Consider the following 23,222-nt stretch of genomic DNA (forward strand, 5'->3'; position numbering starts at 1 on the left):
CGGCAACGTTTCACTCGTTGCCAAAGTGGCATCACGGTTAGAGTAAAAGGGGAGACAAGTATGACTACCCGGATCCGTAATCGTACACCAGAACTAGAGTCTCACCGGTTAAGAGTGCCTTCGCACGGCTTTGAACCAAAAGAGACCTATGGATTCCTTCGATATTTGCAACACGGATTTCCTAATCCGCTGGTGCGTTGGCATTACCACGAAGAATATGAACTACATTTAATTGTTGAAACACGTGGTAAGGTGTTTGTCGGCGATTATATTGGTCAGTTTGAACCAGGGCACTTAGTGCTTACTGGGCCACGGCTTCCTCATAATTGGATTTCTGCCGATGTGAGTTCCGAAGGCATTGAACTTCGTGATATGGCGCTTCAGTTTTCTCACGAGCCATTAGAACTCATTAGCAAGACGATCCCTGAAGTGCGGGAAATCATGCCTCTCTTGGAAAGAGCAAGAAACGGCATTGAATTCTTTGGCATGAGTGATCTGGCTCAGCAATATTTCATCCAAATCCGTGAGTCGAATGGCTTACAACGGTTTATTCACTTTTTGGAGTTTATGCAGGAGCTATCTTACTGCCAAGACTACCAATTACTTTCTACATCACAACTGCAGTCGTTTGATGATGATGCCTCACTTGCTCAAGTCAGTGCCATCGTTAACTACATTACCGAACATTGTGAAACTCAGTTTTCGATGGCGGAGTTAGCGCAGCGTGTGGGTATGTCGGAAAGCAAGTTTTCTCGTTTCTTTAAGCGCGCAACCGGCAATAGTTTTACTGATTTTGTTAACCGCTTGCGTATTAATAAAGCTTGTCAGCTATTAATGGAAACGGACCGCTATATCACTAATGTTTGCTACGACGTTGGTTTTAATAATGTGGCCAACTTTAATCGAAGGTTCTTGGCGCTAAAAGGAATGACACCAAAAGAGTTTCGTCGCCAAGCTGAAGATCGATTTGGGCGCTTATAAGCCATCAAGGTGAGAGATTGCATTATGTTTCTTGGTATTGATTTAGGTACATCGGAAGTCAAAGTGGTGCTGATGGATGAGCATCACGTTATTCGCGCAGGGCGTGGCGTTTCACTTTCGATTAGTCGCCCACATCCGCAATGGTCTGAGCAGCAACCGGAAGACTGGTGGGAAGCCTTGCTACGCGCGTGTGATGAGCTAACGAGCACGCATGCGCATGAGATGCGCCAAGTGCGGGCGATTGGATTATCCGGTCAGATGCATGGTGCCATCTTGCTAGATCAGCAACATCACGTGTTACGGCCAGCGATTCTTTGGAACGATGGACGTAGCGCGTTGGAGTGTAGCGAGCTAGAAGCGAGTGTCCCTGCGTTACGTCAGATTACTGGCAATATGGCCATGCCGGGTTTTACGGCGCCTAAACTCAACTGGGTGCAAAAACACGAGCCAGATGTCTTTGCGAAAATTGCCATGGTTCTTCTACCCAAAGACTATCTGCGGTTCCGCTTAACTGGCGAGTTTGTGTCAGATTGTTCGGATGCTGCTGGAACGCTCTGGCTGGACGTGGCAAAGCGAGATTGGTCTGCGGACATGCTTTCTGGTAGTGGACTAACGCGCGAACAAATGCCAAAGCTTGTAGAGGGCAGTGAAGCGTCTGGCCTGCTATCTGTTGCACTTTGCCAGCGTTGGGGTATGAGCGCGGGAGTCGTCGTGGCGGGTGGTGCAGGCGATAACGCAGCGAGTGCAATTGGTATGGGCGCCGTTGAATCTGGCCAAGGTTTTGTTTCCTTAGGCACATCGGGCGTTATTTTTGCTGTGTCTGATCAGTTTCGCCCGAATCCTGAGTCCGCGATGCATGCGTTTTGCCATGCCTTACCTAACCGTTGGCACCAAATGTCGGTCATGCTTTCCGCCGCTAGTTGTTTGCGTTGGGTGACTAAGCTGACAGGTCAAGTGAATGAAGCTGAGTTGCTTGCAAAAGTGGCGAGCTTGGACGAGGGCGCATTAGCGAACGCACCGATTTTCTTGCCTTATTTATCTGGCGAACGTACTCCTCACAATGACGCTAGTGCAACAGGATCATTTATTGGCCTCACGCATGATCATCAAGCGGCGCATCTAGGGTATGCCGTATTAGAGGGGGTAAGTTTTGGTTTAAAAGATGGCCTACAAACCTTGTTGTCTGCGGGGCAAACGATTGAGGAACTTACCCTTGTGGGTGGTGGCGCACGTAGCGACTATTGGGCGCAATTGTTAGCCAACATTTTGAGTGTGCGCATGCTAACGGCTGATGGTGGTGAAGCGGGTGGCGCGGTTGGTGCGGCTCGATTGGCATGGTTGGCGGCCGGTGGATCGGTAAAAGAAGTTTGCCAGCCACTTCCAACGAAGCAAGTGTTTGAGCCAAATTCAGCGAGTACGTCAGAAAGACTCGCTTTACGGTATGAAACATTCCGTCGTGCTTATCCGGCCATCAAAGCCATTTGATAGTGGGTGATGTGCTAACAAAAGGCGACCTTGAGTCGCCTTTTTGTTTTTATGGGGATTCCGTTCCTACCTTCTTCTTGATGGATTGATTCTGATTGAATAGTTGATAGAACCAGTCGGCACCACTCACAAGGACGATACCGAAGATGACTAAGCCAGCACCAATGATAAAGCTCTTTTCAACTACCTCATTTAGCAGCGCTACGCCAAATAGCACCCCAAAAATGGGTGTCATCAAGGCAATGACCCCAAGCCTAGACGCTGGATATTGGCGAAGTAACCAAAACCAAGTGAGAAAGCTAACAAACGATACAACAATCGACTGAAACAGCAGACTTGCGACAACAGGCATTGTCCAGTGGACTGTGGACTGCTCGCTTGTCCAAGCAAGAAATCCTAGCAATAAAAAGCCGACGATCAGTTGGTAAACCAGTGTCTGCGTTGCGGGTAGCCTCGCTAATTTGGTTGTGCGGACTACAATTGTCGTGGCTCCCCAGGTCATTCCGCCAATGAGACCCAGAAGGTCACCTAACAACATGTTGGGAAATTGCGTATTACCATTCTTACGCATCAAAAAGGCGATCGCTAAACCACAGAATGCAATCGCAATACCTACCCATTCCAACATACCTAAGCGTTCGTTTGGATCGAGTAAATGCAAGCCAAGTGCTGCAAAGATGGGTGCCGTATACAAAAAGACAACCATGTGGGAGGCGGTGGTAAATCGAAGTCCTTCGGTCACTAGGACAAACTCTAGCGCAAATAGCAAACCAGCTGCGATGCCTGCTTGCCAAGTGGAACGAAGAAAATGGAATCCCTCTTTTTTGATAGAAATTAGGATAAGTACAAAAATAGCAGACATGCCAGATCGAAGAGAGACCTGCATCATGGGCGAAATATCTAGCGCCGTCCATTTCAACGTAATTTGCTGAAAGCCCCAAATCATACAAAGTACGATCATGATACCAACTGCAAATAAGTCGATTGGTTTGGTCTTGCTCATCGGGTGCTTTCTAGCGAAAGAGGGTAGATGAGATGCATTATGAATTGACGGAAAAATGATATATAGTGAATAAGTGACAATCTATGATGAATTCATGCCAATATGTCGACAATTCCCCCATTAAAGTTAGCGACGCCTTTTAAAGACAAACTTCCCAGCGATTTATATTTTCGTATCGCTGAAGTTCCTGCCAATACAAGCTATCCGGCGCATCAGCATCCTTGGGGCGAGTTTGTTTATTCTTACAATGGCATGATCGAAGTTCAAATGAAAGAGGCGCACTACTTAGTGCCGCCCCAATATGGAATATGGCTGCCCGCCAATCAAATGCACCAAGGGTTTAGCCATGTAACCGCCATGCATTGCTCGTTTTATGTTTCTGCTCCATTGACGGATAAGTTACCTTCTCAACCATGTACTTTATCGATTACTCCGCTGGTTCGATCAATCCTCGATTTTTTACGACAAAGATCTCCTCTGCCGCAACCGACAGAAGAAGATCTGCGGTTAATGGCGGTATTGGTCGATCAATTGGCGATTGCGACCTCTGCGGGCAGTTATCTACCTATGTCTGAAGATGCGGCATTAGGTGCGCTACTAAGGAAGTTGGAGGCAAACCCAGCGGATGATCGATCATTGGCTGAGTTGGCGCTCTTAGTGAATGTATCGGAGCGAACGCTGATTCGACGATGCCAGCGAGATTTGGGTATGCCATTTTCAGAATGGCGGCAACGGTTGAAGGTCGTTAAATCGCTCCCGCTTTTACTCGATGGGTCGACTGTCGAACATATTTCACTTGATCTCGGCTATAACAGTTCTTCTGCATTTATCAGCATGTTTAAGCGGCTAATGTCGATGACGCCAGATGAGTATCGCAAGCAACATTTGTAATCTCAGAGGCAGAGTGAATTCGATTGAAAATAAGTGGCGCAAAGGTAATGCTCTTTGCAAGAATCTACTGGAACGAAGGGGGCGGAAAACGTTACACTAACAGAAATCCCCCCTCCTAGTGGGCAGGCATTTCGTCTGCGCCTTCAGGCTGTTTATTTATCAGGATATGTCATGAGTCGTTTAGCTGCTATTTCTCAATTTGGCCAACAAGTATGGCTAGATAATCTTTCTCGTCATTTGATTGAAACAGGTCGTTTAGCCCAATGGTTGAATGACGATGCGATTGCAGGCGTTACCTCTAACCCAGCTATTTTTTATAACGCAATTAGTAAAGATGCCGCTTACCAAAGCGATTTAGCACGCCTAAAAACCGAAGTGGCTGATCCAGAGCGTCGTTTTGAATTGCTAGTGCTGCCTGATGTGCGCGCAACGGCCGATTTGTTGGCGCCTTTGTATGCTTCTTCTCAGGCAGATAAAGGCTATGTCAGTTTCGAAGTATCTCCAACACTAGCCAATGATGCAGAAGGCACAGTTGCTGCTGCGCAGCGCCTATGGGCGGAAATTGGTAAGCCAAATGCCATGATTAAAATTCCTGCCACCAAAGCAGGGATTGTGGCTATCGAAGAAAGCATTGCCGCTGGTATTAACATCAACGTAACGTTGATGTTCTCTCCACAACATGTCACTGACGTGTTTGGTGCGTATATTCGTGGTCTGCAACGCCGTGCCGATGCTGGTTTACCAATCGACCAAATTCGTTCTGTTGCTAGTATCTTTATTAGCCGCGTTGATACATTGATTGATAAATTGCTACCAGAATCAGAAGCCGCCTTGCAAGGTAAGATCGCGATTGCAGCAGCAAAAGCCGCTTACATTACTTGGCAAGAAACCTTTGGTGGTGAAGCATTTGCTGCGTTGCGTGCAAAAGGCGCGCGTCCACAAACCCCGCTTTGGGCTAGTACCGGAACAAAGAACCCCGCGTACCGCGATGTGATGTATGTTGAAGAGCTGATCGGCGCGGAAACCGTAAATACCGTACCAGATGCCACCTTGGCCGCATTTGCCGATCATGGCGAAGCACGTAGCAGTTTGGCAGAAAACCTAGACGTGGCGGTTGCACAACTTGCCGCACTAAAAGCCGCTGGCATCGATTTAAATCAAGCTGGCGAGCAGCTGCAACAAGAAGGGTTGAAGCAATTTGATGAAGCGTTTGAAAAGCTAATTGCATTAGTGAAGTAAGCTTTTCAGCAGTGTAAAAATAGAAAAAGGGGCGCTTCGATTCGCCCCTTTTTCTATTTGACGCTTCCGAATTGCCTCGTTTATTAATGAGCTAACTGGTCAATCTTCCGCATTTCTACTAATGAGGATTCCAACTCATTTAGATGGACTAATAGCTGACTAGAGCGCTGGCTGGCTTCTGCCACTACTTCACTCGTTTGTCTTGACCGAGATGTGATGTCTTTTAGCTGACGTTCTAGATCGCTATTGCTACTTGCTTTGCTTTCCAGATTGTTATGTAGTTCACGCAGGCCTTGGCTCACCATACCTACCGCTTGTAAGACGGCATCTGTGGAGGTCCGAATTTCGTCTAGGCTGCTCTTGGTGTTGGTTGCAAGCTTGCGAACTTCATCTGCCACCACCGCAAATCCACGTCCTTGTTCCCCCGCGCGCGCCGCTTCAATCGCCGCATTTAAGGCCAGCAGGTTGGTCTGATCTGCAATACCTGCAATCACTGTTAGAATCGAACCGATGCGTCCTGCATCTGCTTCTAGACGGCTAATTTCGCCGACAAATGCATCACGCAAATGCATACTCTCTGACACGCTAGACAAGAACATCCCAAAATCATTCTCAATCGTGGCTAAATCTTCTTTCAGATTGGCCGATGCATCCCCAACGGAGTTCAGTGTATCAATTACCCCTGCGCCATGATCTTTATACTGAATCAGTTGATCAATCAGTTGGTCTTTCAGACGAATCACCTGCGTATTACGATTTAGCCGAACCTGATCAAAATACGAACGGAACGAGGCGTACATCACTGGGAAGTTATCCAAGAATGGATCTTGGAATGGGTTTTCATGATCATCTCTGTAGAAGAACAAAGCCGTTAGCGTTTGGTTGATATGAATACCTAGTAACTCTCCAAATGTAGAGAAACCTGCAACCGGTAGATCATGGAAGGCTGGTGCACGATTTAAATTACTGCCGTTAAAGAGGCGGCGTAAAATGCAATCATTAAAAATCGCCCCAATTGGTTTGGGTTTGCCACTTGCAAAACGGTTATAGTCAGATTCAGTTTGCTGAACAAAGTCGGTGGTTTTGACGAGTACCAGTTCATCTCCAAATGAGATGTCTGCGTAGAAGTGAACACGATTTTGTGCAAAATTAAACTGGGCGACCGAACGAATAAAGAGTTCGCCATTTACATTCACGGCAAACGCATACTCTTGCAGTTTGCTTTCTAGTTGCTGCTGGTTACAGGCAAAGTGCTCGCACAATTTATCGATAAATGGCACAACACGACCAGTTCGAGAATCAATCACAGACGATACGAATCGTAGCGCTGGATCTGCTTCTGCAATCTGGAAGCGTGTAGAGGTCTGCGTAAAGTTCTGCGATTTAAATACGCTATAACGATAGTCTTTTGCCATCTCTACAAAGCAGATGATCGCCTGATTTTCAATGGTGCGATTACCATCAAATAGCCAAGTGTTTTTAAAGTCTAACTTGCCACCCGCGGCGCCACCAATAAATAGCACGGGGAATTTACCCGATTGATAGACCGCTTCCATCAAGAAGCTTTCTGAAGCAGAAAGTCCATCAACCCAAGTTAACGCAAAGGTTCGGTGGCTATTTAAAGAGGTACTTGGGCGAATCTGTTCTAGATGACGACGAATAGCAGAGACGCGCTCACTTGGAGATAATTTTGGAGAGCCTTGTTTTAAATCTTGGCACTCTAGTGGAACAGTATGCAGACTAATTTTGCTGAACATGTCTCGCGAAAAACTCTGCAAAACAACGGTATCCCAGCGGTCGCCTGCTTGTTGATAAAGGGAGCATGGCTCACCATTTTTACCTGTATTGCATAATTCGCCCGCTGTGGTGGTCATCATTAATTGCGTGTCACTCGGCAGTGCAGATTTGACACTTCTACACACGCTATCAAAGTCGACATGTGGCGAAACAAATCCCACAACAAGGGCTGGGCGTTCTTGCTTTAACCAATCACTAATGGCGGTACCAGAGCGCAATTGATTGGCGTCAAAGGTACGTGTGTGAATGAGCGCTTGTGTTTGTTTTTCAGTTTGTTTGACTGACGATTTACGTGAGAAAAACATGGGGGAGTCTCCCAATGGCAATATAGTTTAGACTTATGTCTGTTTAGTATAGTTTGCCATTGAGAAATTAACAGGGTGATTTATGCGTCTTGCTGACGTAAATCAAACGAAATGACGTTTCAGTCGTTAATCTGTTAAACAGTATTATTTTTTTGGTTTGGATAGGGCGGAAAGTGCTGCTGCGGCAAGTTGCAAGCCAACGCCTGCCGTGACGACCATTGCAGAACCATATCCCGCACAGTTTAGCCCACCGCCACTCGCACCTACTTCACAACTATCTGAGATGGGTTGCTGAAGTGGTTCGTCAGAGAATACGCACGTCACGCCCATTTTTTTGCCGGTTTGGCCATTAGGGAAACCATGAAGTTTTCTCAGTTGATTTCTAACTTTGGCTAACAATGGGTCTTGAATGACCTCTGCCAAATCTTTGATCTGAATTCGCGTAGGGTCCATTTTTCCACCGGCACCGCCTGATACGACTAAGCGAAGGTGGTAGCGTTTGGCAAAGTTAATCAGCGCAATTTTGACTTGTGCCTGATCAATCGCATCAATGATCACATCCGGTTTTCCCATTTCTGCAGAGAGAATGGTTTCATGCATATTTTCAGGTGTTAAGAAGTCTTCTATTTCCACCACTTGGCACAGAGGATTAATTTGCCGAACACGCTCGGCCATTGCGGTGGTTTTTGCCTTGCCGAAGTTGCCTTCTAACGCGTGAATCTGTCGATTCACATTCGAGACAGCGACATTATCTAAATCAATTAAGGTCAGTTTACCGATGCCGGTGCGAGCAAGTGCTTCTACCACCCATGTCCCAACACCACCGATGCCGACTACCATTACATGGGCGGTTTCAAAACGTTGCTGCTTTTCTTGACCATAAAGGCGACCAATACCCCCAAATCGTCTTTGTTGGTCGTGTGAAGTTGTACTTGCCATGTGTTAACTTGCTTCTGAATTTGAGTTAGGTTGTTCTGGTGATTTGCCGGCAAAGGCGCCACCTTCGCCAATCAGGCTTGCCCAATTAAAGTAAGGGCCCGGATCTGTTTTTCTGCCAGGAGCGATATGGCTATGCCCTGTTACCTCTAATAGAGTGGGAAGAGCTGCTTTGAGTGCAATCGCTAATTGAGATAAGGTCTGATATTGTGTATCGGTAAATACTTCGAAGTCGCTACCCTCTAGCTCAATCCCAATCGAAAAATCATTACAACGCTCTTTTTCTCCCCAACGAGAAATCCCTGCATGCCAAGCACGTTGAGTAATGGGCACAAATTGTACTAATTCGCCTGTTCTACGAATAAAAAAGTGTGCTGAGACACGTAAGTGGGCGATCCCTTCATAGTAGGGATGTTCCGAAGGGTTTAACTGATTGGTAAATAACGCTATTACGCCATTACCACCATATTCATTTGGCGGCAGGCTAATGTTGTGAATCACCAATAGGCTTGCATCCACGCTATCTGGGCGTGCATCGGTATTGGGGGATGGGATTTGAATTGCAGAATCACACCAGCCCAATTCATTAAAGTGAAATGACTTTTCCATTTCTATATTTTGACAGGAATTTGCCGAAAGGTAACCCATTAACAATCACCCGTTAGCGTTGCGGATGCATTTTTGCCTGCTATATACGTTCCCGAAATCACTCGGTCGTCCCCTAGCATCATCAGAACAAATAGTTTTTCTTCCAATGTCTGGGTTAATTGGTATCTTCTGGATAATAGTGGGGTCGCTTCAGGATTGATGATAATGAAGTCGGCTTCTTTGCCTATTTCAAAATTGCCAACATGCGCATCAATCCCCAATGCTTTCGCCCCGCCAAGCGTCGATAAATAGAAGGCTTGCCACGCCGTTAATGCATGGCGATGCACTTGTTGCACTTTGTAGGCGGCTGTCATGGTTCTAAACATCGAAAAGCTCGTTCCGCCTCCTATATCGGTCGCGAGTCCTACCGGGATTTGATGTGCCACCGCTTGGCTTAAATCAAAAAATCCGCTGCCTAAAAATAGATTGGACGTAGGGCAAAAGGCAATTGCCGTTTGATTTTTACCCATGAGCATTTTGTCTTCTGAAGATAAATGTACGCTGTGCGCAAAAATGGAACGTTCGCCAAGTAAGCCAAACTGATCATACACATCCAAATAGCTATCGCTCGTTGGAAATAATTCTTTTACCCACCGTATTTCATCCACATTCTCTGCTAAGTGGCTTTGTAAATGAATTGTCGGGTAGGCGTGCAATAACTCTCCCGCCATTTGCAGTTGTTGCGCTGTCGAAGTTGGGGCAAATCGAGGCGTTAAGGAATAAAGCAAACGCCCTTTACCATGCCATTTCTCAATGAGTGAGAGGTTATCTTTTTCTGAGCTGCTAACCGTGTCTTGAAGATAAGCAGGGCAATTTCTATCCATCATCACTTTGCCGCAAAGTACGCGCAGATTACGGGCAAAGGCAGCTTCAAAAAAAGCCTCGACCGAGGTTTTATGGACAGTAGGAAAAACAGACGCAGTGGTAATGCCATTGCGGAGCATCTCGTCTAAAAACAGATTGGCAAGTAAAGATGCATGCGCTTCATTTTCAAATGCCGCTTCGGCAGGAAAAGTGTACCGTTCTAACCAATCCAATAAGGTGCTGCCAAAACTAGCAATCACATCTAGTTGGGCGTAATGCACGTGGGTATCAATGAACCCCGGCATGATAAGGCACCCACGATGCTCATTTACTTTTGCATCCGGATAGGTTTCGAACAGATGTGTTCGTTTACCTCTGGCAAGTATCTTACCGTCACAAACGGCAATGGCACCATCGTCAATCCATTCCCAGCCTGAAGCTTCTGAATGCAGCCCCGGGTTTGCAAGGAAGTGAAAAATCTCACCAGTAAAAATTTCTATAGCGGATATTTGCATGGTTGCTAGCCCTTGGATGTGGCTGACCAAATGGTTAGTTATGGTTAGCGTAAACCTAATCTGATCGACTGTCATTCATAAATGAAGCGTCCCCATAAAATGACAAAAGCCCTGCTAGGCAGGGCTTTTGTCATCTCAAAAAGCGAGCATTATTTTTTCAGCAAGATTTGTTGTACTTTCAGTACGTTCAAGGCCTGTTGAAGCTGGTAATCATTTTTGTCACGTGTTGCTTGGCTTTCATCTACACTCGCTGCGGCCTTCGCTGCATCACCAGATTTTACCGGTGGAATTAGCGGGGTTTTGGCTTCAGAGGCTGGCTTATCACTATTCGGATTATTTAAGTGATGTTCCAAGTCGGCTTCACGAATACGCAACGCATCTTGATCCTCGTCGGTTTTTAATGTGCCTTCTTTCGCTTCCACATCGGGTTTAATCCCCTCCGCTTGAATTGATCTGCCGTTTGGTGTGAAGTAACGGGCTGTCGTCAGCTTGATGGCTGATTTTGGACCCAGCGGTAGTACGGTCTGAACAGAGCCTTTACCAAAGGTCTGTGTACCCACCACAATCGCACGTTTATGATCTTGCAAGGCGCCTGATACAATTTCTGAAGCAGATGCTGTTCCGCCATTCACTAAGATGACTAGCGGTACATTTTTAACTGCAGCAGGGGCAATTTTCACTGGGTCTACCGAACCAATGCTTGGTCTTGGATCATAGAATTCGCGGTTCGCATAGAACTTCGCTTTTGCGTCTTCTGTACGGCCATCGGTATAAACAACCAGTGATTTTTCTGGCAAGAAGATAGAAGATACGCCCACGGCACTCGTCAACAATCCACCTGGATCGTTACGTAAATCCAGTACCAAGCCTTTTAGTGGTGTTTTGTTTTGTTTGTAGAGTGCATCAATAGCTTTCGCTACATCTTCTGTACTACGCTCTTTAAATTGCGTCAGACGCACATAGCCGTAGTTGGATTCCAGTAGTCTAGATTTAACGCTAGCCACTTTGATGATTGCCCGTTTTAGCGTCATCACAATGGGTTTAGATTCCGATTTACGGAAAATCGTGAGGGTAATCGAGGTATCTGGTTTGCCGCGCATTTTTTTCACGGCATCGTCTAGCGTCAAGCCTTTAACTGGCGTGTCATCTAGCTTAACAATGTAGTCACCGCTTTTAATACCCGCACGGAAGGCTGGCGTATCATCGATTGGCGCAGTGACCTTGACGAGGCCATCTTCCATACCGACTTCCATCCCTAAACCACCAAATTCGCCTTTGGTTTCTTCGGTGAGTTCTTTGAAGGCTTCTTCATCTAGATAGGTAGAGTGTGGATCTAGACCGGTCAGCATGCCATTGATGGCTTCTTTGATCAGCTTTTTATCTTCAACAGGCTCAACATAGCTTTGTTTGATTCGACCAAACACTTGGACAAATTCATTCAGTTCGTTTACTGGTAAATTGTCACTGCTATTGGCGGTTGCCGAAGCGGCTGGTGGCGTGGCGCTTTTATCCGCATATAAATGCAAGCTGACACTAACCATGACACCTAGGCTAGCGCCAACGGCAACAAGTCCTACTTTTTTTAAGGTCTGTTTGGGCATTGAAGATCATCCCGGCCGAAGCCAAAAAACGGTGTATTCCAAATTGGTGGAACACTTGCCATGGTTAACGTTAGTTAATGCGCTAACCGTTTTATTAATATGCGACGAGTATGTCGGATTTTCAACCTCTTAACCAGCCTGCAGGGTCAAAAGCTTTACCTTTATATCGTAATTCAAAGTAAAGCCCTGGTTTCTCTGCCCCGCCAGAACTACCAGCTTTGGCAATTGTCTGGCCCGCATCTACCCGATCCCCTACATGTTTGATCACAGATTCTGCAGAACCATAAATACTCATTAATCCATTGCCATGGTCAACAATAATCATATTGCCAAAGCCACGTAACCAATCGGCGTAAACAACCTGACCTCCCGCAACGCTCTTGATGTCAGCACCTTCGCTGGTTGGGTAAAACCATCCACGCCACGCCACACCACTATCCGCCCTTGGGGCGCCAAATCGGTTAGATGGGCTACCCGATACCGGAGACAGCAATTTTCCCTTTAAGCTCTGTGCAGAACCGGCTACTTGTGCTTTTTCTACCCCAAGGGTAACCGTCGTTGCTGGTTTTTCTGTCGTGTTGGCTGGTGCAGTCGTTTCTGTTGTAGCCACTTTGCTATTGCTAGAGCTCGGCGATTTTGTCGTTTTGCCTGTTGTTGCCTTCGCTTGTTGCTCCGCTTTTTTTCGCTGCGCTTCCGCTAATTTTTGTGCTTTTGCTTTAGCGGCCGCTTCCGCTTTGAGTCTTAATTGTCGCTGACGTTCCTGCTCAGCAAGAATTTTTGTTAAATTATCGACTAAGGAAGTTAAACGTCCTTCATCTCGCTTCAGTTTACCCATTTGCTGACGCTGTTGTTGAAGCTCTTGGCTCACTTTGGCAAGGGTTTGAACGCGATTGTTTTTTTCCGTTAATAGCTGTTGCTTTTCCGCTTGGCGTTGTTGTTCCACACTATTTAGCTGATCTTTATGCGCGGTAATGTCTGATTGCGTTTGCTGAAGGTTGGCAATATCCGCTTGTAAGGCTTTCACTTGCGTTTGGTGAGCAGCCGCGACAAATTTTAAATAGGCTAAATCGCGGCTCGATTTATTCGGGTCTGTATTACTAAGTAACAAGCGTAGCGAGTCACTGTTTCCGTGTTTGTATTGGGATAACAGTTTTTTGGCGAGTGCCGCTTTTTGTTTTTGAATCGATTTATTCAGCTGACTAGATTGTAAATCAAGGCGTTTTAGCTGATCCTGAAGGTCATCTTGCTCATCCGCCAAGTCTGCAAGTTTACGATTGGTATTACTGATGGCGGCTTCAGACGCTTGCAACGCATCCGTGGCATCTTTTTGATTTTGCTCAGACTTCACCACCGCTTGCTGCACACTCTGAATCTTTTGCTGAAGCTGATTGAGTTCGGATTTAGAATCTTTTAATTGGCTATTCGTTGCAGCTGGCTGAGGGGCTGTTTTCGCCAAGGCTAAAGGATTGGTTAGCAGCAGGCTTATGCTGAAAACACTAAGAGAAATAACAGTAGGGGTGATTCGAACACCAAATGGCATGTTGTATCCGATTGCAAACAGCTAACGGTCGGGGTTAATCGCCTGCAAAGTGTAATTGACTAAGGTACTTTGTTCAATTTAATTGTCATTTAATATGGTGAGTAAAATAGGGTGACGATTCGTCATTTTACCCACCACCTCAAACTACGCTAGCTAGCCTATTTACGCGTCACCAACGGTTTGCCAGTCATTTCCGGCGGAATATCTACCCCCATCATGTATAGTAATGTTGGTGCGATATCTTGCAGTGCGCCACCTTCGCGTGTGTCGGCGTCACGGCCAACGTACAGTAACGGTACTTTATTCATGGTATGTTGTGTATGAAGTTGCTCGCTGGCTTCATCAAACATATCTTCACAGTTGCCATGGTCAGCGGTAATGAGTACTTCACCGCCTGCTTTTTTCATGGCTTCTACCACGCGTTGTACGCAAACATCTAGGGTTTCAACCGCTTTTACCGCCGCATCAAAATTCCCTGTGTGTCCGACCATGTCGCCATTGGCATAGTTCACAAAGATCGCGTGATATTTACCACTGGCAATTGCTTCTTCAATTTTGCTTGTGACTTCAAATGCACTCATTTCTGGTTGCAAATCGTAGGTTGCCACTTTAGGAGACGGCACTAATACACGATCTTCCCCTGCAAATGGGGTTTCTTCACCGCCAGAGAAGAAGTACGTCACGTGCGGGTACTTTTCCGTTTCCGCAATACGCAACTGATTCAACCCTTTGCTAGCCAAATACTCACCAATGGTATTAGATAGTTTTACTGGTGGGTAAGCTGCCGGGTTGGTGTAGGCATCGCCATAACTGGTCATCGATACGTAACGAGTTAGCTTTGGCGTCACTTTGCGTTCAAATCCATCAAAGTTTTCCCACACAAGTGCTTGGGTGATTTGACGCGCACGGTCCGCACGGAAGTTTGCAAAAATCATTACATCGCCATCCGCTAGCGTTTGTGCTTGCTGTTGGTTATCTAAAATCGCAGTTGCTTGAACGAATTCGTCATTTTCATTACGTGCATAAGCAGCTGCTAAGCCATCTAATGCGCTAGTAGCGGTAAATGGTGCAATACCTTTTGTAATCAGGTCATAAGCTAGTTCAACACGATCCCAGCGCTTATCACGATCCATCGCGAAATAACGGCCAACAATGCTCACGATACGCGCAGCGCCATTTGTTTTGTCACAGACGGCTTGTAAGCGTCCTAAATATGTTTCAGCACTGCGTGGTGGCGTATCTCGGCCATCAAGGAAAGCGTGGATAGCAATATTGCTTACGCCTGCTTTTGCAGCGGCTTCAATTAATGCAAAGATGTGCGCTTCATGGCTATGAACACCACCATCAGACGCTAGGCCCATAATATGTAAGGTGCTTTTTGCCGCAATGGCTGCGTCAATCGCTTGGCGGATTTCAACATTATTGCCCAGTGTGCCTGCTTCGATATCCACATCAATGCGGGTGATGTCTTGGCGAACAATACGGCCTGCACCGATATTTAAATGTCCCACTTCTGAATTACCAAATTGTCCATTCGGTAGGCCTACTGCATGTTCTGAAGCATCAATTGTGGTATGTGGATTATCAGCCCACAGTTTGTCCCAATTTGGTTTGTTGGCGTGCAAAATAGCATTGTCGCTACCTTCTTCACGGTAGCCAAAGCCGTCCAAAATCAGTAGGGCGACAGGTGTGATGTTCTGCATGGTGATGAGTACCTTCGTGTGGCCATTTCAACCAAAAAGCGTTCACCTTTTTGGTGGTTGACCTTGTTGGAAACACAGGATTTTCAGGGGGTTAGTGCTATTTTAATAGATTCTGTTTCTAGCAGGTAGACAGCAAGCGTGCTTTTTCATTCCCGAATAAGAATTATTTTTGATTCCCCCGTATTTTGCAGACGTTGTTTTGAAGGTGAAAGTGTAGGAAATTAGGGAGCTAATCTTAACGATTTAGGTCAAAGCGTGTATTGTGACACTTTGATTTAATTTGTTGTGCCGAGGTTTACCATGCCAAAAATTACGATGTATACCACCGCCGTTTGTCCTTTCTGTATTAATGCGAAGCGTCTTTTGGCGAGCAAGGGCGTGACCGAGATTGATGAAGTGCGTATTGATGTTGATCCAGAGAAACGTGCGGAAATGATGGAACGAACTCAGCGTCGCACCGTGCCGCAAATCTACATTGATGACCTTCATGTAGGTGGCTTTGACGATCTATCTGCTTTAGATCGTGCAGGAAAGCTCGACCCTCTGCTAAAATGAGTCGGTTTTGCCAGATGCGTATCGCATTCTTGTAACGAATGGTGGTAACGTACGCCACGTACTACCACCGATTTTTTATTACTGAATTAATCAGAACTTACCGAGAACATAGTAATGAGCGAACAACAAGCTGCAGATAACACACCAGTATTCAATATTGAAAAGCTATACGTTAAGGATCTATCTCTAGAAGTGCCACATGCACCACAGATCTTTCTAGAAAATGGTGAAAATGAAGTTAGTATGCAGCTTCATAACGAAGGCGAACAAATTGGCGATGGCTTCTTTGAAGTGACTTTGACCGTTACCGTCACCAATAAAATCGAAGACAAAACCGTATTCTTGGCAGAAGCGGCTCAAGCCGGTATCTTCCAAATTCGTAACGTCCCTGAAGAAGATATGGGTGCGATCATTGGTATTGCTTGCCCAACTATCTTATTCCCATATGTTCGTGAAGTGATTTCTGACCTGGTAAACCGCGCTGGTTTCCCTCCAGTTATCTTGACACCAGTTAACTTCGAAGCGTTGTATGCTCAACGTCTAGAAGCAATGGCAACAGAAGGAAACGCTTAATGCGTTTCTGGTTCGCTTCCTTAATGGCGCTTTCTGCTTTTACGACTGCAAACGCACTCGAGTTTCGTTCTGCAGTCAAAAGTGGAGTAGTGCTATACGAGTCTCCTGCTTCAACAGCAAAGAAGGTCTTCCTTGTTAGTGAAGGCTATCCGGTTGAAGTGGTGATCTCTCAAGGTGAGTGGCTAAAAATCAGAGATGCTTCCGGTGCTTTGGCATGGGGGCATCTTCCTGATTGGTCGAATAAGCGAACCGTAATGGTCTTAAAAGAAGGGGCTTCGCTGTATGCAAAGCCGGAGCCCACTTCGCCTATCCTTTCTAAATTGACTAAGTCCGTATGGTTTAGTCTTTCTGAACCTTCATCATCAGAAAAAGTGGCGGGTTGGCTGAAAGTGCAGCATAAAAGCGGTGCAATCGGCTGGTTAAAGCAATCTGATGTATGGGGTTATTAATCAAACGCTAGACGCTTCTCATGCAGAATTCTTGCCAAATTAAAATGGCAGTACTTGGTGCCGGTGCCTGGGGTACTGCACTTGCCATTTCATTCGCGCGTTCTGGTCACGATGTGACTTTGTGGACGCGAGATAGCGCGCACGCTTCATTGATGTTAAGCGAGCGGAAAAATACTCGCTATTTAGCCGAGGCTAATTTTCCTGAGTCGTTAGCGGTGACGAGTGATATTGAAGTTGCCGTTGCTTCTGCTGAGTTGGTATTAGTGGTGACGCCGATCGCTGGCTTACGCCCAACCCTAGAGCGAATTCAACCGGTTCGCCAATCAGCCACCCCAGTATTCTGGGCTTGTAAAGGGTTTGAGGTCAGTAGCCGATTACTACCACATCAGGTCGTGAAAGAAGTATTAGGTGATATTCCTTGCGGCACGATTTCAGGACCTAGTTTTGCAAGAGAGGTCGCGTTAGGACAACCGACGGCTGTTACTTTGGCTTGCGCTTCTTTGCCGCTTGCAACGGAATGGGTTCAAAAGTTAAATAGTGCAAGGTTACGCCTTTATGCCACAGACGATATGGTGGGAGTAGAGGTAGGTGGGGCGGTGAAGAACATTCTTGCCATTGCGGCTGGCGTGGCGGATGGTCTTTCTCTTGGGCACAACGCGCGCGCAGCGCTAATCACGCGCGGATTGGCCGAACTCACTAGGCTCGCCATTTGTTTGGGTGGCCGTCAAGAAACGATGATGGGGCTGGCAGGCTTGGGCGATTTGGTGCTTACTTGTACCGGCGATCTATCGCGTAATCGCCGTGTGGGCATGTCTTTGGCGGAAGATAAACCGCTAAAAGCTATTTTGGCCGATTTAGGCCATGTAGCAGAGGGCGTGCCGACGGCGCTAGAAACCGAACAGTTGGCAGCTTCATTAGGTGTAAGTATGCCAATTACCAATGCTGTTTGCCGATTATTACGCGGCGATGCAAAAACAGGTGATGTGGTGGCGGATTTATTAGCCCGTGTGCCTGTTGTAGAGTCTTAATGCTTTCCGCTATCTTTTCCTTTGGAGTGTTACTTGGGCACAATTAATCGGTTTTTTAAAGGGTCAATCCTGACACTCATTGCAGGGTTAGTGTTGGCGTATATTGCAGGGGAATCCTTTCATTTGGGTGGTCCCAAAGCAGTCTTTATTGCCCTTATTTTGTCGGTGTTAGAAGTGTCTCTGTCTTTTGATAATGCCGTGGTGAATGCTACCGTATTGAAAGATATGGATAAAGTTTGGCGACATCGCTTCATGACTTGGGGGATGTTAATTGCTGTCTTTGGGATGCGAATTGTTTTTCCTATCTTAATCGTGGCGATTATTGCAGGCCAAACACCATGGGATGCATTTTTCATGGCGATTAACCAACCCGCTCAATATGCCGCGACATTGACGTCTGCTCATGTGGTGGTTGCTGGCTTTGGCGGAACATTCTTGCTCATGGTGTTTTTAAAGTTTTTCTTAGACAAAGAGAAGGATGTGCATTGGATTAGCATGATTGAAGCGCCGCTATCCAAGGTTGGTAGGATGCACTCATTCGAAATTGTGCTTTGTATTACCGCAGTTTATATGATGAGCAGAGCGATGCCTCATCACGAGCAATTACCATTTGTCCTTGCCTGTTTAGCTGGTTTGGCATGTTATTTAATTGTCGATGGGTTTAGTGCGCTACTAGAAAATGAAGAAGAAGAGAAGTCCCATGCGAATGGCGCAACCGTAGCGGTTGCTCGCACCGGGTTATCTGCGTTCCTTTATCTGGAAGTGCTAGATGCTAGCTTTAGCTTTGATGGGGTGATTGGTGCCTTTGCGCTGTCGAATAATATTTTTATTATTGCGATTGGCTTAGGCGTTGGTGCAATGTTTGTGCGTTCACTGACCATTATGTTTGTGGAAAAAGAAACCCTAGATGCATTTCGCTATTTAGAGCATGGTGCTTTCTACGCGATTGGTGCATTGGCGGCGATTATGTATCTCGGCACCGTACATGAAATTTCTGAAGTAGTGACGGGGTTGATTGGTGCCGGCTTTATTGCTGTCTCACTGATCTCATCAATCCGCCACAATAAAAAAGCAATTCAGTCATAACACTTCTAAATGGGCTAACTTATTTGGTTAGCCCATTCCTTGAAAACCGGTTTGTCTTAGCGCTTCGTATACCATAATTGCAACCGTATTCGATAAGTTTAAGCTTCTTTGTGTCGGTTGCATCGGCAGTCTCAAACGTCTGTCCGATTCAAATGTCGCTAAAATATCCGCTGGTAACCCTCGGGTTTCTGGCCCAAAGATCAAGACATCTTCATCTTGAAAAGACGCAGAAAATGCATTTTGGCTGCCCTTTGTCGTGAGTGCAAACATGCGTTTGCCTGCAAGTGCTGCCACACAGCTTTCCCAGTCTTTGTGGACCTTCATCTCGGCATATTCGTGGTAATCCAAACCCGCACGCTTCATTTTTGTGTCGTCTAATGGGAAACCCAATGGTTCAACTAAGTGAAGCTGACAGCCCGTATTGGCTGCTAAACGGATGATGTTGCCGGTATTAGGTGGGATTTCTGGGTTAAATAAGACAATGTGCAACATAGCTCGTTACTCACAAGTGGCAGGGGTAAGAGAAAGCAGCGGTTCAATTGCCATATTATCGACTGCCTGAGATGCCGCTTCCTCATTTTCTAGGTAAGGAATCACGCCTAGCAACGGTGCCCCAATACGATCGGTTAACGTTTTTAGGTTGTCTTCAAAGCGAAGCATACGAGGTTCAACCCGGTTGGCTACCCAGCCAATTAAGCGGCAGCCTTTGGCTTCAATCGCTTTGGCTGTTAATAGCGCATGGTTAATGCAGCCTAACTTCATGCCAACTACTAAAACAACCGGCAGTTGAAGCCCCATTGCCAAATCAGCCATGTCGCGTTCGTCGCTAATTGGCGCAAACCAACCGCCTGCACCTTCGACTAATACAATGTCCGCTTGCTGGCGTAGTTGGTTTAGATTCCCCGCAATTTGCCAAAGATCAATGTCAGTATTGGCATCTCTTGCGGCAAGATGCGGTGAAATAGGATCTTCAAATGTATAAGGATTAATAAGTGACTTAGGTAGAGCAAGGCTTGCCGCACTTGCTAAAGCCTCTGCATCTTCACTGATTAACCCCTCATCAGACGGTAGGCAGCCAGAGGCAACCGGTTTCATGCCTAATACCTGTAAGCCCTGTCGCTGAAGGGCATGCATGAGCAACACACTCACCATGGTTTTGCCTACTTCAGTATCGGTTCCGGTTACAAAAAATGCGCCCCCCATTTGGGTCTCCTGTCTACTTCGCGTCAGTTATTTCGTTCGAGGGCGGAATTCTATCACTTGTCGGCCATCTGCCAAGGTTTTCGATGCTTTTGGTTCTGGTTTCCATGCGTGGCCATAGACGACTTCGTACGTCGCTGGTAGTAAACCATCTTTGCGGTAGGTTTCATACGTCTCTAATACGCGTTGCCAGCGTTGCTTACCCATCAAGCCGGCAGGCCGTCCGTGCATGACATTGTGGGCGCCGATGGATTTTAGATCATTCATCACCGCTTTTACGTCATGGTAAGTCATGGTGATGAACTCCATGTCCATGACGGGGGTGGCAAAACCATTGCGTACTAAGCCGTCTCCAATATCGTGCATATCGATAAATCGATTCACATGGTCTGAGTTATCAACACCAGAAAATGCATGGCGGAGTTCTTTTAACGTGTCTGGCCCCAAGGTGGAGAACATGAGAAGACCATTGGGTTGCAACACGCGATGAAACTCTGCAAAAGCGCGATCAAGATCATTTACCCATTGGATGGCAAGGTTAGACCAAATCATACCAAGGCTATTATCTGCGATCGGAAGTTGTTCAATATCGGCACAGATAGCTGGTGGTTCTTTAAACAAACGCTTCCATTTTGAGGTCTTTTTTCTAGAGGCAATCAGCATGGCATGCGCAATGTCTAGTTCTACGACGTTTGCTTTTGCATACTGCGCTTGCAGTTTTTCTCGACCAAAGCCAGTGCCAGATCCTGCATCTAAGACAATTTCGGGTTCAAGTTTGATATAGGCTAGGCGCTCTGCCATGCGGTCGCATACTTCTTGCTGCAAGATGGCTGCTGCATCGTATTGTTCAGCAGCCGAGTTAAACGATGCGCGCATCAGTTTTTTATTAGGAAGAAAATGTTCGCTCATTTTGATGTGGCCTGCTGCAAGAGGTGTTCAATTGCATCCAGACAAACTTCTGGATGCGTAAGAAAGGGGGCGTGCGCGGATTGGGCAAGTAATTGCAAATTCGCTTGGGGTAAAGCGGTTTTTAGCCAATGAGCCGTTGCGGCAGGTACTAGTGCATCCCGTTCGCCATAAATTAGGCTAACTGGGCATTGTATCTGCGTTAATAGCGTTCTTAAGTCTTCATCTTTCAAGATCGCTAAGCCATCACTTAGCGTTTGTGGATGCGCTAATGGGCGGCTCGCTAAATGTTGTTTCAGTTGGGTGGCCAATTGTTTAGCCGTTGGTATTCCCATCGCTTGTAAGGCTAAAAAGCGCTGGAGTGTGCCTTCTGCATCTTGGCTTAACGCGGTGGTAAATTGCGCTAATACCTCAGGTTTCATTGCATTTGGCCAATCCTCCCTTGTGACAAAACAAGGAGAACTGGCGATGAGTCCAAGGCCTAATACGATCGTTGGATTGGTAAGCGCAGCTAATTGTGCCACCATGCCGCCGAGTGACCAACCCACCCAAATAGCGGGCATCGGTAGCGCATGGGTGACAGTCTTGGCGATGTTGGCTAAATCAAATGGCTGTGTATGGGCAGAATGGCCATGCCCTGGTAAGTCCACTACGTGCACGGTGCTGAGCGCGCTTAACTGGTTCGCGAATTCACCCCATACTTTGCCGTGCATTCCCCATCCGTGCAAAAGCACTATTGGCGGACGTTGTGTGTTTGATGTTAGGTCCGTACAGGGAAGCGTATCGATATGTAAATGCGGTTGAGTCATGTGCTTAAACAGATTGGTTGGTCGCTAATTGATGAATGCGATCTAATAATAAATCGAGATCTTCAATTTGGTGGCTAGCAGACAAAGAAATTCTTAATCGCGCGGTGCCAACAGGGACGGTAGGTGGGCGTATTGCGGGTACCCAAATGCCTTTTTCCCACAATGCAGAAGCGAGGGACATTGCTGCCGCATTTTCACCAACCACTAACCCTTGAATGGGCGTCTCTGATGGTAAGCTAGTCCATGGCAAGTGTTGACTACCTTTTTGCCAATACTGAATAAGCTGTCGCAAATGGGCGCGTCTATCATCGCTTGCGCGCATGATTTGGATGCTTGTACAAAGCCCTGCCGCTAAACTCGCTGGTGCTGCGGTGGTAAATATATGGCTTCTTGCATGATGCATTAACCAATCGATGACAACAGGTTCTGCACAAACGGCGGCGCCTTGGCTTCCTGCCGCTTTTCCAAAGGTGACTAGTTGAATGAGCCGTGGGTGGTTATGAAGACCAAAATGGCTCGCTGTACCTTTGCCTTCTTCTCCGATGACACCAATCCCATGCGCGTCATCAAGGTAGATCCAGGCATCGAATCGTTCTGCTAAATGGATTAATGCGGGCAGGGGGGTAATGTCCCCATCCATACTAAAGATGCCATCGACGACAATTAGCTTTTGGCGGGCATCGCTTTTTTCGAGTAGCTGAGCCAACTGCACCATGTCGTTATGTCGAAAGCGATGCAATGTTGCACGCGATAATTGGCAACCATCATTTAGCGAGGCGTGGTTGAGTTTATCCATGAAGATCGCGTCAGCTCGATCGACAAGCGCTGGAATTATCCCAATGCTCGCCGTGTAGCCGGTAGCGAACGTGAGACAAGGGCGACCTAACCAGTCAAGCAGTCCCTTTTCTAATGCTTCATGCCAAGCATGATGGCCACTTACTAAATGTGATGCACCAGTGCCTGCGCCAGTGTGTACTAGCGAATCACGCATGGCGTTAACGATCTCTGGATGGTTGGCTAAACCAAGATAATCATTACTACAGAAAGAGAGTTTCTCTTCTCCATCTACCACCAAATGTGGGGCTTGAGGGCTTTGAAGGATACGTCTTGTCCGTCGGCGATGCTCTTGCGTTAATTGTGCCAATCCATCCTGAAATCGTTCAAACAT

21 protein-coding genes and 2 pseudogenes are annotated in these 23,222 nt (G+C 46.6%); 9 read left to right on the top strand and 14 right to left on the bottom strand.

All coding sequences use genetic code 11. The features are described 5' to 3' along the window. Positions 1–60: 60 nt before the first annotated feature. Together LIN78_RS08155 and xylB are read left to right on the top strand one after the other, a co-directional pair. Complete coding sequence (locus LIN78_RS08155) at positions 61–981, top strand: helix-turn-helix domain-containing protein (protein WP_227180302.1); 921 nt, start codon at positions 61–63, stop codon at positions 979–981. 24 nt (positions 982–1,005) lie between these two features. Beyond that, positions 1,006–2,466: a xylulokinase gene (xylB, locus tag LIN78_RS08160; RefSeq protein WP_227180303.1), complete on the top strand. Its 1,461-nt coding sequence runs from the start codon at positions 1,006–1,008 to the stop codon at positions 2,464–2,466. A gap of 49 nt (positions 2,467–2,515) precedes the next feature. On the opposite strand, the gene LIN78_RS08165 is transcribed toward xylB, so the two are convergent. Beyond that, on the bottom strand, positions 2,516–3,469 hold the full coding sequence (locus LIN78_RS08165; RefSeq protein ID WP_227180304.1) for a DMT family transporter: 954 nt from the start codon (positions 3,467–3,469) through the stop codon (positions 2,516–2,518). A 102-nt stretch (positions 3,470–3,571) separates the two neighbouring features. Between LIN78_RS08165 and LIN78_RS08170 the strand changes: the two genes are divergently transcribed. Both LIN78_RS08170 and tal read left to right on the top strand, forming a co-directional pair. After that, positions 3,572–4,360: an AraC family transcriptional regulator gene (locus LIN78_RS08170; RefSeq protein WP_227180305.1), complete on the top strand. Its 789-nt coding sequence runs from the start codon at positions 3,572–3,574 to the stop codon at positions 4,358–4,360. Positions 4,361–4,531: 171 nt separating this feature from the next. Beyond that, complete coding sequence (tal, locus tag LIN78_RS08175; RefSeq protein ID WP_227180306.1) at positions 4,532–5,599, top strand: transaldolase; 1,068 nt, start codon at positions 4,532–4,534, stop codon at positions 5,597–5,599. 83 nt (positions 5,600–5,682) lie between these two features. Here tal and LIN78_RS18475 read toward each other — a convergent pair. The 8 genes and pseudogenes from LIN78_RS18475 to gpmI all read right to left on the bottom strand — a co-directional run. Further along, positions 5,683–6,102: pseudogene (locus tag LIN78_RS18475) on the bottom strand (methyl-accepting chemotaxis protein); the annotation flags it as partial. A 408-nt stretch (positions 6,103–6,510) separates the two neighbouring features. Beyond that, positions 6,511–7,701 (bottom strand): annotated as a pseudogene (locus LIN78_RS18480) (FIST signal transduction protein); the annotation flags it as partial. Positions 7,702–7,845: 144 nt separating this feature from the next. Then, positions 7,846–8,640 (bottom strand): tRNA threonylcarbamoyladenosine dehydratase, encoded by a 795-nt coding sequence (locus LIN78_RS08190; RefSeq protein WP_227180307.1) that lies wholly within the window; start codon positions 8,638–8,640, stop codon positions 7,846–7,848. A gap of 3 nt (positions 8,641–8,643) precedes the next feature. Further along, positions 8,644–9,246, bottom strand: a complete 603-nt coding sequence (gene ampD, locus LIN78_RS08195; protein ID WP_227180308.1) for a 1,6-anhydro-N-acetylmuramyl-L-alanine amidase AmpD — start codon at positions 9,244–9,246, stop codon at positions 8,644–8,646. A gap of 38 nt (positions 9,247–9,284) precedes the next feature. Then, positions 9,285–10,604 carry a guanine deaminase gene (guaD, locus tag LIN78_RS08200; RefSeq protein ID WP_227180309.1) on the bottom strand — a complete coding sequence of 440 codons (1,320 nt, stop codon included), beginning with the start codon at positions 10,602–10,604 and terminating at the stop codon, positions 9,285–9,287. Between the two features lie 149 nt (positions 10,605–10,753). Continuing rightward, on the bottom strand, positions 10,754–12,205 hold the full coding sequence (locus LIN78_RS08205) for a S41 family peptidase (RefSeq protein ID WP_227180310.1): 1,452 nt from the start codon (positions 12,203–12,205) through the stop codon (positions 10,754–10,756). Positions 12,206–12,326: 121 nt separating this feature from the next. Next, the gene (locus LIN78_RS08210) at positions 12,327–13,745 is read right to left on the bottom strand and encodes a murein hydrolase activator EnvC family protein (RefSeq protein ID WP_227180311.1); all 1,419 of its coding nucleotides are present in this window, start codon (positions 13,743–13,745) and stop codon (positions 12,327–12,329) included. A 158-nt stretch (positions 13,746–13,903) separates the two neighbouring features. Further along, positions 13,904–15,448, bottom strand: a complete 1,545-nt coding sequence (gene gpmI, locus LIN78_RS08215) for a 2,3-bisphosphoglycerate-independent phosphoglycerate mutase (protein WP_227180312.1) — start codon at positions 15,446–15,448, stop codon at positions 13,904–13,906. 300 nt (positions 15,449–15,748) lie between these two features. On the opposite strand from gpmI, the gene grxC reads away from it, so the two are divergent. From grxC to LIN78_RS08240, 5 genes are all read left to right on the top strand, one after another. Further along, complete coding sequence (gene grxC, locus LIN78_RS08220; protein WP_227180313.1) at positions 15,749–16,003, top strand: glutaredoxin 3; 255 nt, start codon at positions 15,749–15,751, stop codon at positions 16,001–16,003. A gap of 114 nt (positions 16,004–16,117) precedes the next feature. Further along, complete coding sequence (gene secB / locus LIN78_RS08225; protein ID WP_227180314.1) at positions 16,118–16,576, top strand: protein-export chaperone SecB; 459 nt, start codon at positions 16,118–16,120, stop codon at positions 16,574–16,576. Then, positions 16,576–17,025: an SH3 domain-containing protein gene (locus tag LIN78_RS08230; protein WP_227180315.1), complete on the top strand. Its 450-nt coding sequence runs from the start codon at positions 16,576–16,578 to the stop codon at positions 17,023–17,025. The genes secB and LIN78_RS08230 overlap by 1 nt, the downstream gene beginning before the upstream one ends. 20 nt (positions 17,026–17,045) lie before the next feature. Then, positions 17,046–18,053 carry an NAD(P)H-dependent glycerol-3-phosphate dehydrogenase gene (locus LIN78_RS08235; protein ID WP_227180316.1) on the top strand — a complete coding sequence of 336 codons (1,008 nt, stop codon included), beginning with the start codon at positions 17,046–17,048 and terminating at the stop codon, positions 18,051–18,053. Positions 18,054–18,086: 33 nt separating this feature from the next. Next, the gene (locus LIN78_RS08240; RefSeq protein ID WP_227180317.1) at positions 18,087–19,139 is read left to right on the top strand and encodes a DUF475 domain-containing protein; all 1,053 of its coding nucleotides are present in this window, start codon (positions 18,087–18,089) and stop codon (positions 19,137–19,139) included. A gap of 27 nt (positions 19,140–19,166) precedes the next feature. Here LIN78_RS08240 and trmL read toward each other — a convergent pair whose 3' ends face one another. From trmL to bioF, 5 genes are read right to left on the bottom strand one after another with little or no spacing between them, the layout of a single operon-like run. Next, positions 19,167–19,631, bottom strand: a complete 465-nt coding sequence (trmL, locus tag LIN78_RS08245; protein WP_227180318.1) for a tRNA (uridine(34)/cytosine(34)/5-carboxymethylaminomethyluridine(34)-2'-O)-methyltransferase TrmL — start codon at positions 19,629–19,631, stop codon at positions 19,167–19,169. 6 nt (positions 19,632–19,637) lie between these two features. After that, entirely contained in the window at positions 19,638–20,342 is a 705-nt protein-coding gene (gene bioD, locus LIN78_RS08250; protein ID WP_227180319.1) for a dethiobiotin synthase, read from the bottom strand. Between the two features lie 27 nt (positions 20,343–20,369). Beyond that, positions 20,370–21,248 (bottom strand): malonyl-ACP O-methyltransferase BioC, encoded by an 879-nt coding sequence (gene bioC, locus LIN78_RS08255; protein ID WP_227180320.1) that lies wholly within the window; start codon positions 21,246–21,248, stop codon positions 20,370–20,372. Beyond that, positions 21,245–22,054: a pimeloyl-ACP methyl ester esterase BioH gene (bioH, locus tag LIN78_RS08260; RefSeq protein ID WP_227180321.1), complete on the bottom strand. Its 810-nt coding sequence runs from the start codon at positions 22,052–22,054 to the stop codon at positions 21,245–21,247. The genes bioC and bioH overlap by 4 nt, the downstream gene beginning before the upstream one ends. A gap of 4 nt (positions 22,055–22,058) precedes the next feature. Beyond that, positions 22,059–23,222 carry an 8-amino-7-oxononanoate synthase gene (gene bioF / locus LIN78_RS08265; protein WP_227180322.1) on the bottom strand — a complete coding sequence of 388 codons (1,164 nt, stop codon included), beginning with the start codon at positions 23,220–23,222 and terminating at the stop codon, positions 22,059–22,061.

This window comes from Leeia speluncae, from assembly GCF_020564625.1.
GTDB classification, from domain to species: domain Bacteria; phylum Pseudomonadota; class Gammaproteobacteria; order Burkholderiales; family Leeiaceae; genus Leeia; species Leeia speluncae.

Excerpts from the sequence above, each read along its gene's own strand:
- LIN78_RS08155 (WP_227180302.1), top strand. The coding sequence starts at position 61 with ATGACTACCCGGATCCGTAATCGTACACCAGAACTAGAGTCTCACCGG.
- trmL (WP_227180318.1), bottom strand. The coding sequence starts at position 19,631 with ATGTTGCACATTGTCTTATTTAACCCAGAAATCCCACCTAATACCGGC.
- bioF (WP_227180322.1), bottom strand. The coding sequence starts at position 23,222 with ATGTTTGAACGATTTCAGGATGGATTGGCACAATTAACGCAAGAGCAT.
- LIN78_RS08210 (WP_227180311.1), bottom strand. The coding sequence starts at position 13,745 with ATGCCATTTGGTGTTCGAATCACCCCTACTGTTATTTCTCTTAGTGTT.
- bioC (WP_227180320.1), bottom strand. The coding sequence starts at position 21,248 with ATGAGCGAACATTTTCTTCCTAATAAAAAACTGATGCGCGCATCGTTT.
- LIN78_RS08165 (WP_227180304.1), bottom strand. The coding sequence starts at position 3,469 with ATGAGCAAGACCAAACCAATCGACTTATTTGCAGTTGGTATCATGATC.
- bioH (WP_227180321.1), bottom strand. The coding sequence starts at position 22,054 with ATGACTCAACCGCATTTACATATCGATACGCTTCCCTGTACGGACCTA.
- LIN78_RS08190 (WP_227180307.1), bottom strand. The coding sequence starts at position 8,640 with ATGGCAAGTACAACTTCACACGACCAACAAAGACGATTTGGGGGTATT.
- bioD (WP_227180319.1), bottom strand. The coding sequence starts at position 20,342 with ATGGGGGGCGCATTTTTTGTAACCGGAACCGATACTGAAGTAGGCAAA.
- guaD (WP_227180309.1), bottom strand. The coding sequence starts at position 10,604 with ATGCAAATATCCGCTATAGAAATTTTTACTGGTGAGATTTTTCACTTC.
- LIN78_RS08205 (WP_227180310.1), bottom strand. The coding sequence starts at position 12,205 with ATGCCCAAACAGACCTTAAAAAAAGTAGGACTTGTTGCCGTTGGCGCT.
- xylB (WP_227180303.1), top strand. The coding sequence starts at position 1,006 with ATGTTTCTTGGTATTGATTTAGGTACATCGGAAGTCAAAGTGGTGCTG.
- LIN78_RS08230 (WP_227180315.1), top strand. The coding sequence starts at position 16,576 with ATGCGTTTCTGGTTCGCTTCCTTAATGGCGCTTTCTGCTTTTACGACT.
- grxC (WP_227180313.1), top strand. The coding sequence starts at position 15,749 with ATGCCAAAAATTACGATGTATACCACCGCCGTTTGTCCTTTCTGTATT.
- ampD (WP_227180308.1), bottom strand. The coding sequence starts at position 9,246 with ATGGAAAAGTCATTTCACTTTAATGAATTGGGCTGGTGTGATTCTGCA.
- tal (WP_227180306.1), top strand. The coding sequence starts at position 4,532 with ATGAGTCGTTTAGCTGCTATTTCTCAATTTGGCCAACAAGTATGGCTA.
- LIN78_RS08170 (WP_227180305.1), top strand. The coding sequence starts at position 3,572 with ATGTCGACAATTCCCCCATTAAAGTTAGCGACGCCTTTTAAAGACAAA.
- LIN78_RS08235 (WP_227180316.1), top strand. The coding sequence starts at position 17,046 with ATGCAGAATTCTTGCCAAATTAAAATGGCAGTACTTGGTGCCGGTGCC.
- gpmI (WP_227180312.1), bottom strand. The coding sequence starts at position 15,448 with ATGCAGAACATCACACCTGTCGCCCTACTGATTTTGGACGGCTTTGGC.
- secB (WP_227180314.1), top strand. The coding sequence starts at position 16,118 with ATGAGCGAACAACAAGCTGCAGATAACACACCAGTATTCAATATTGAA.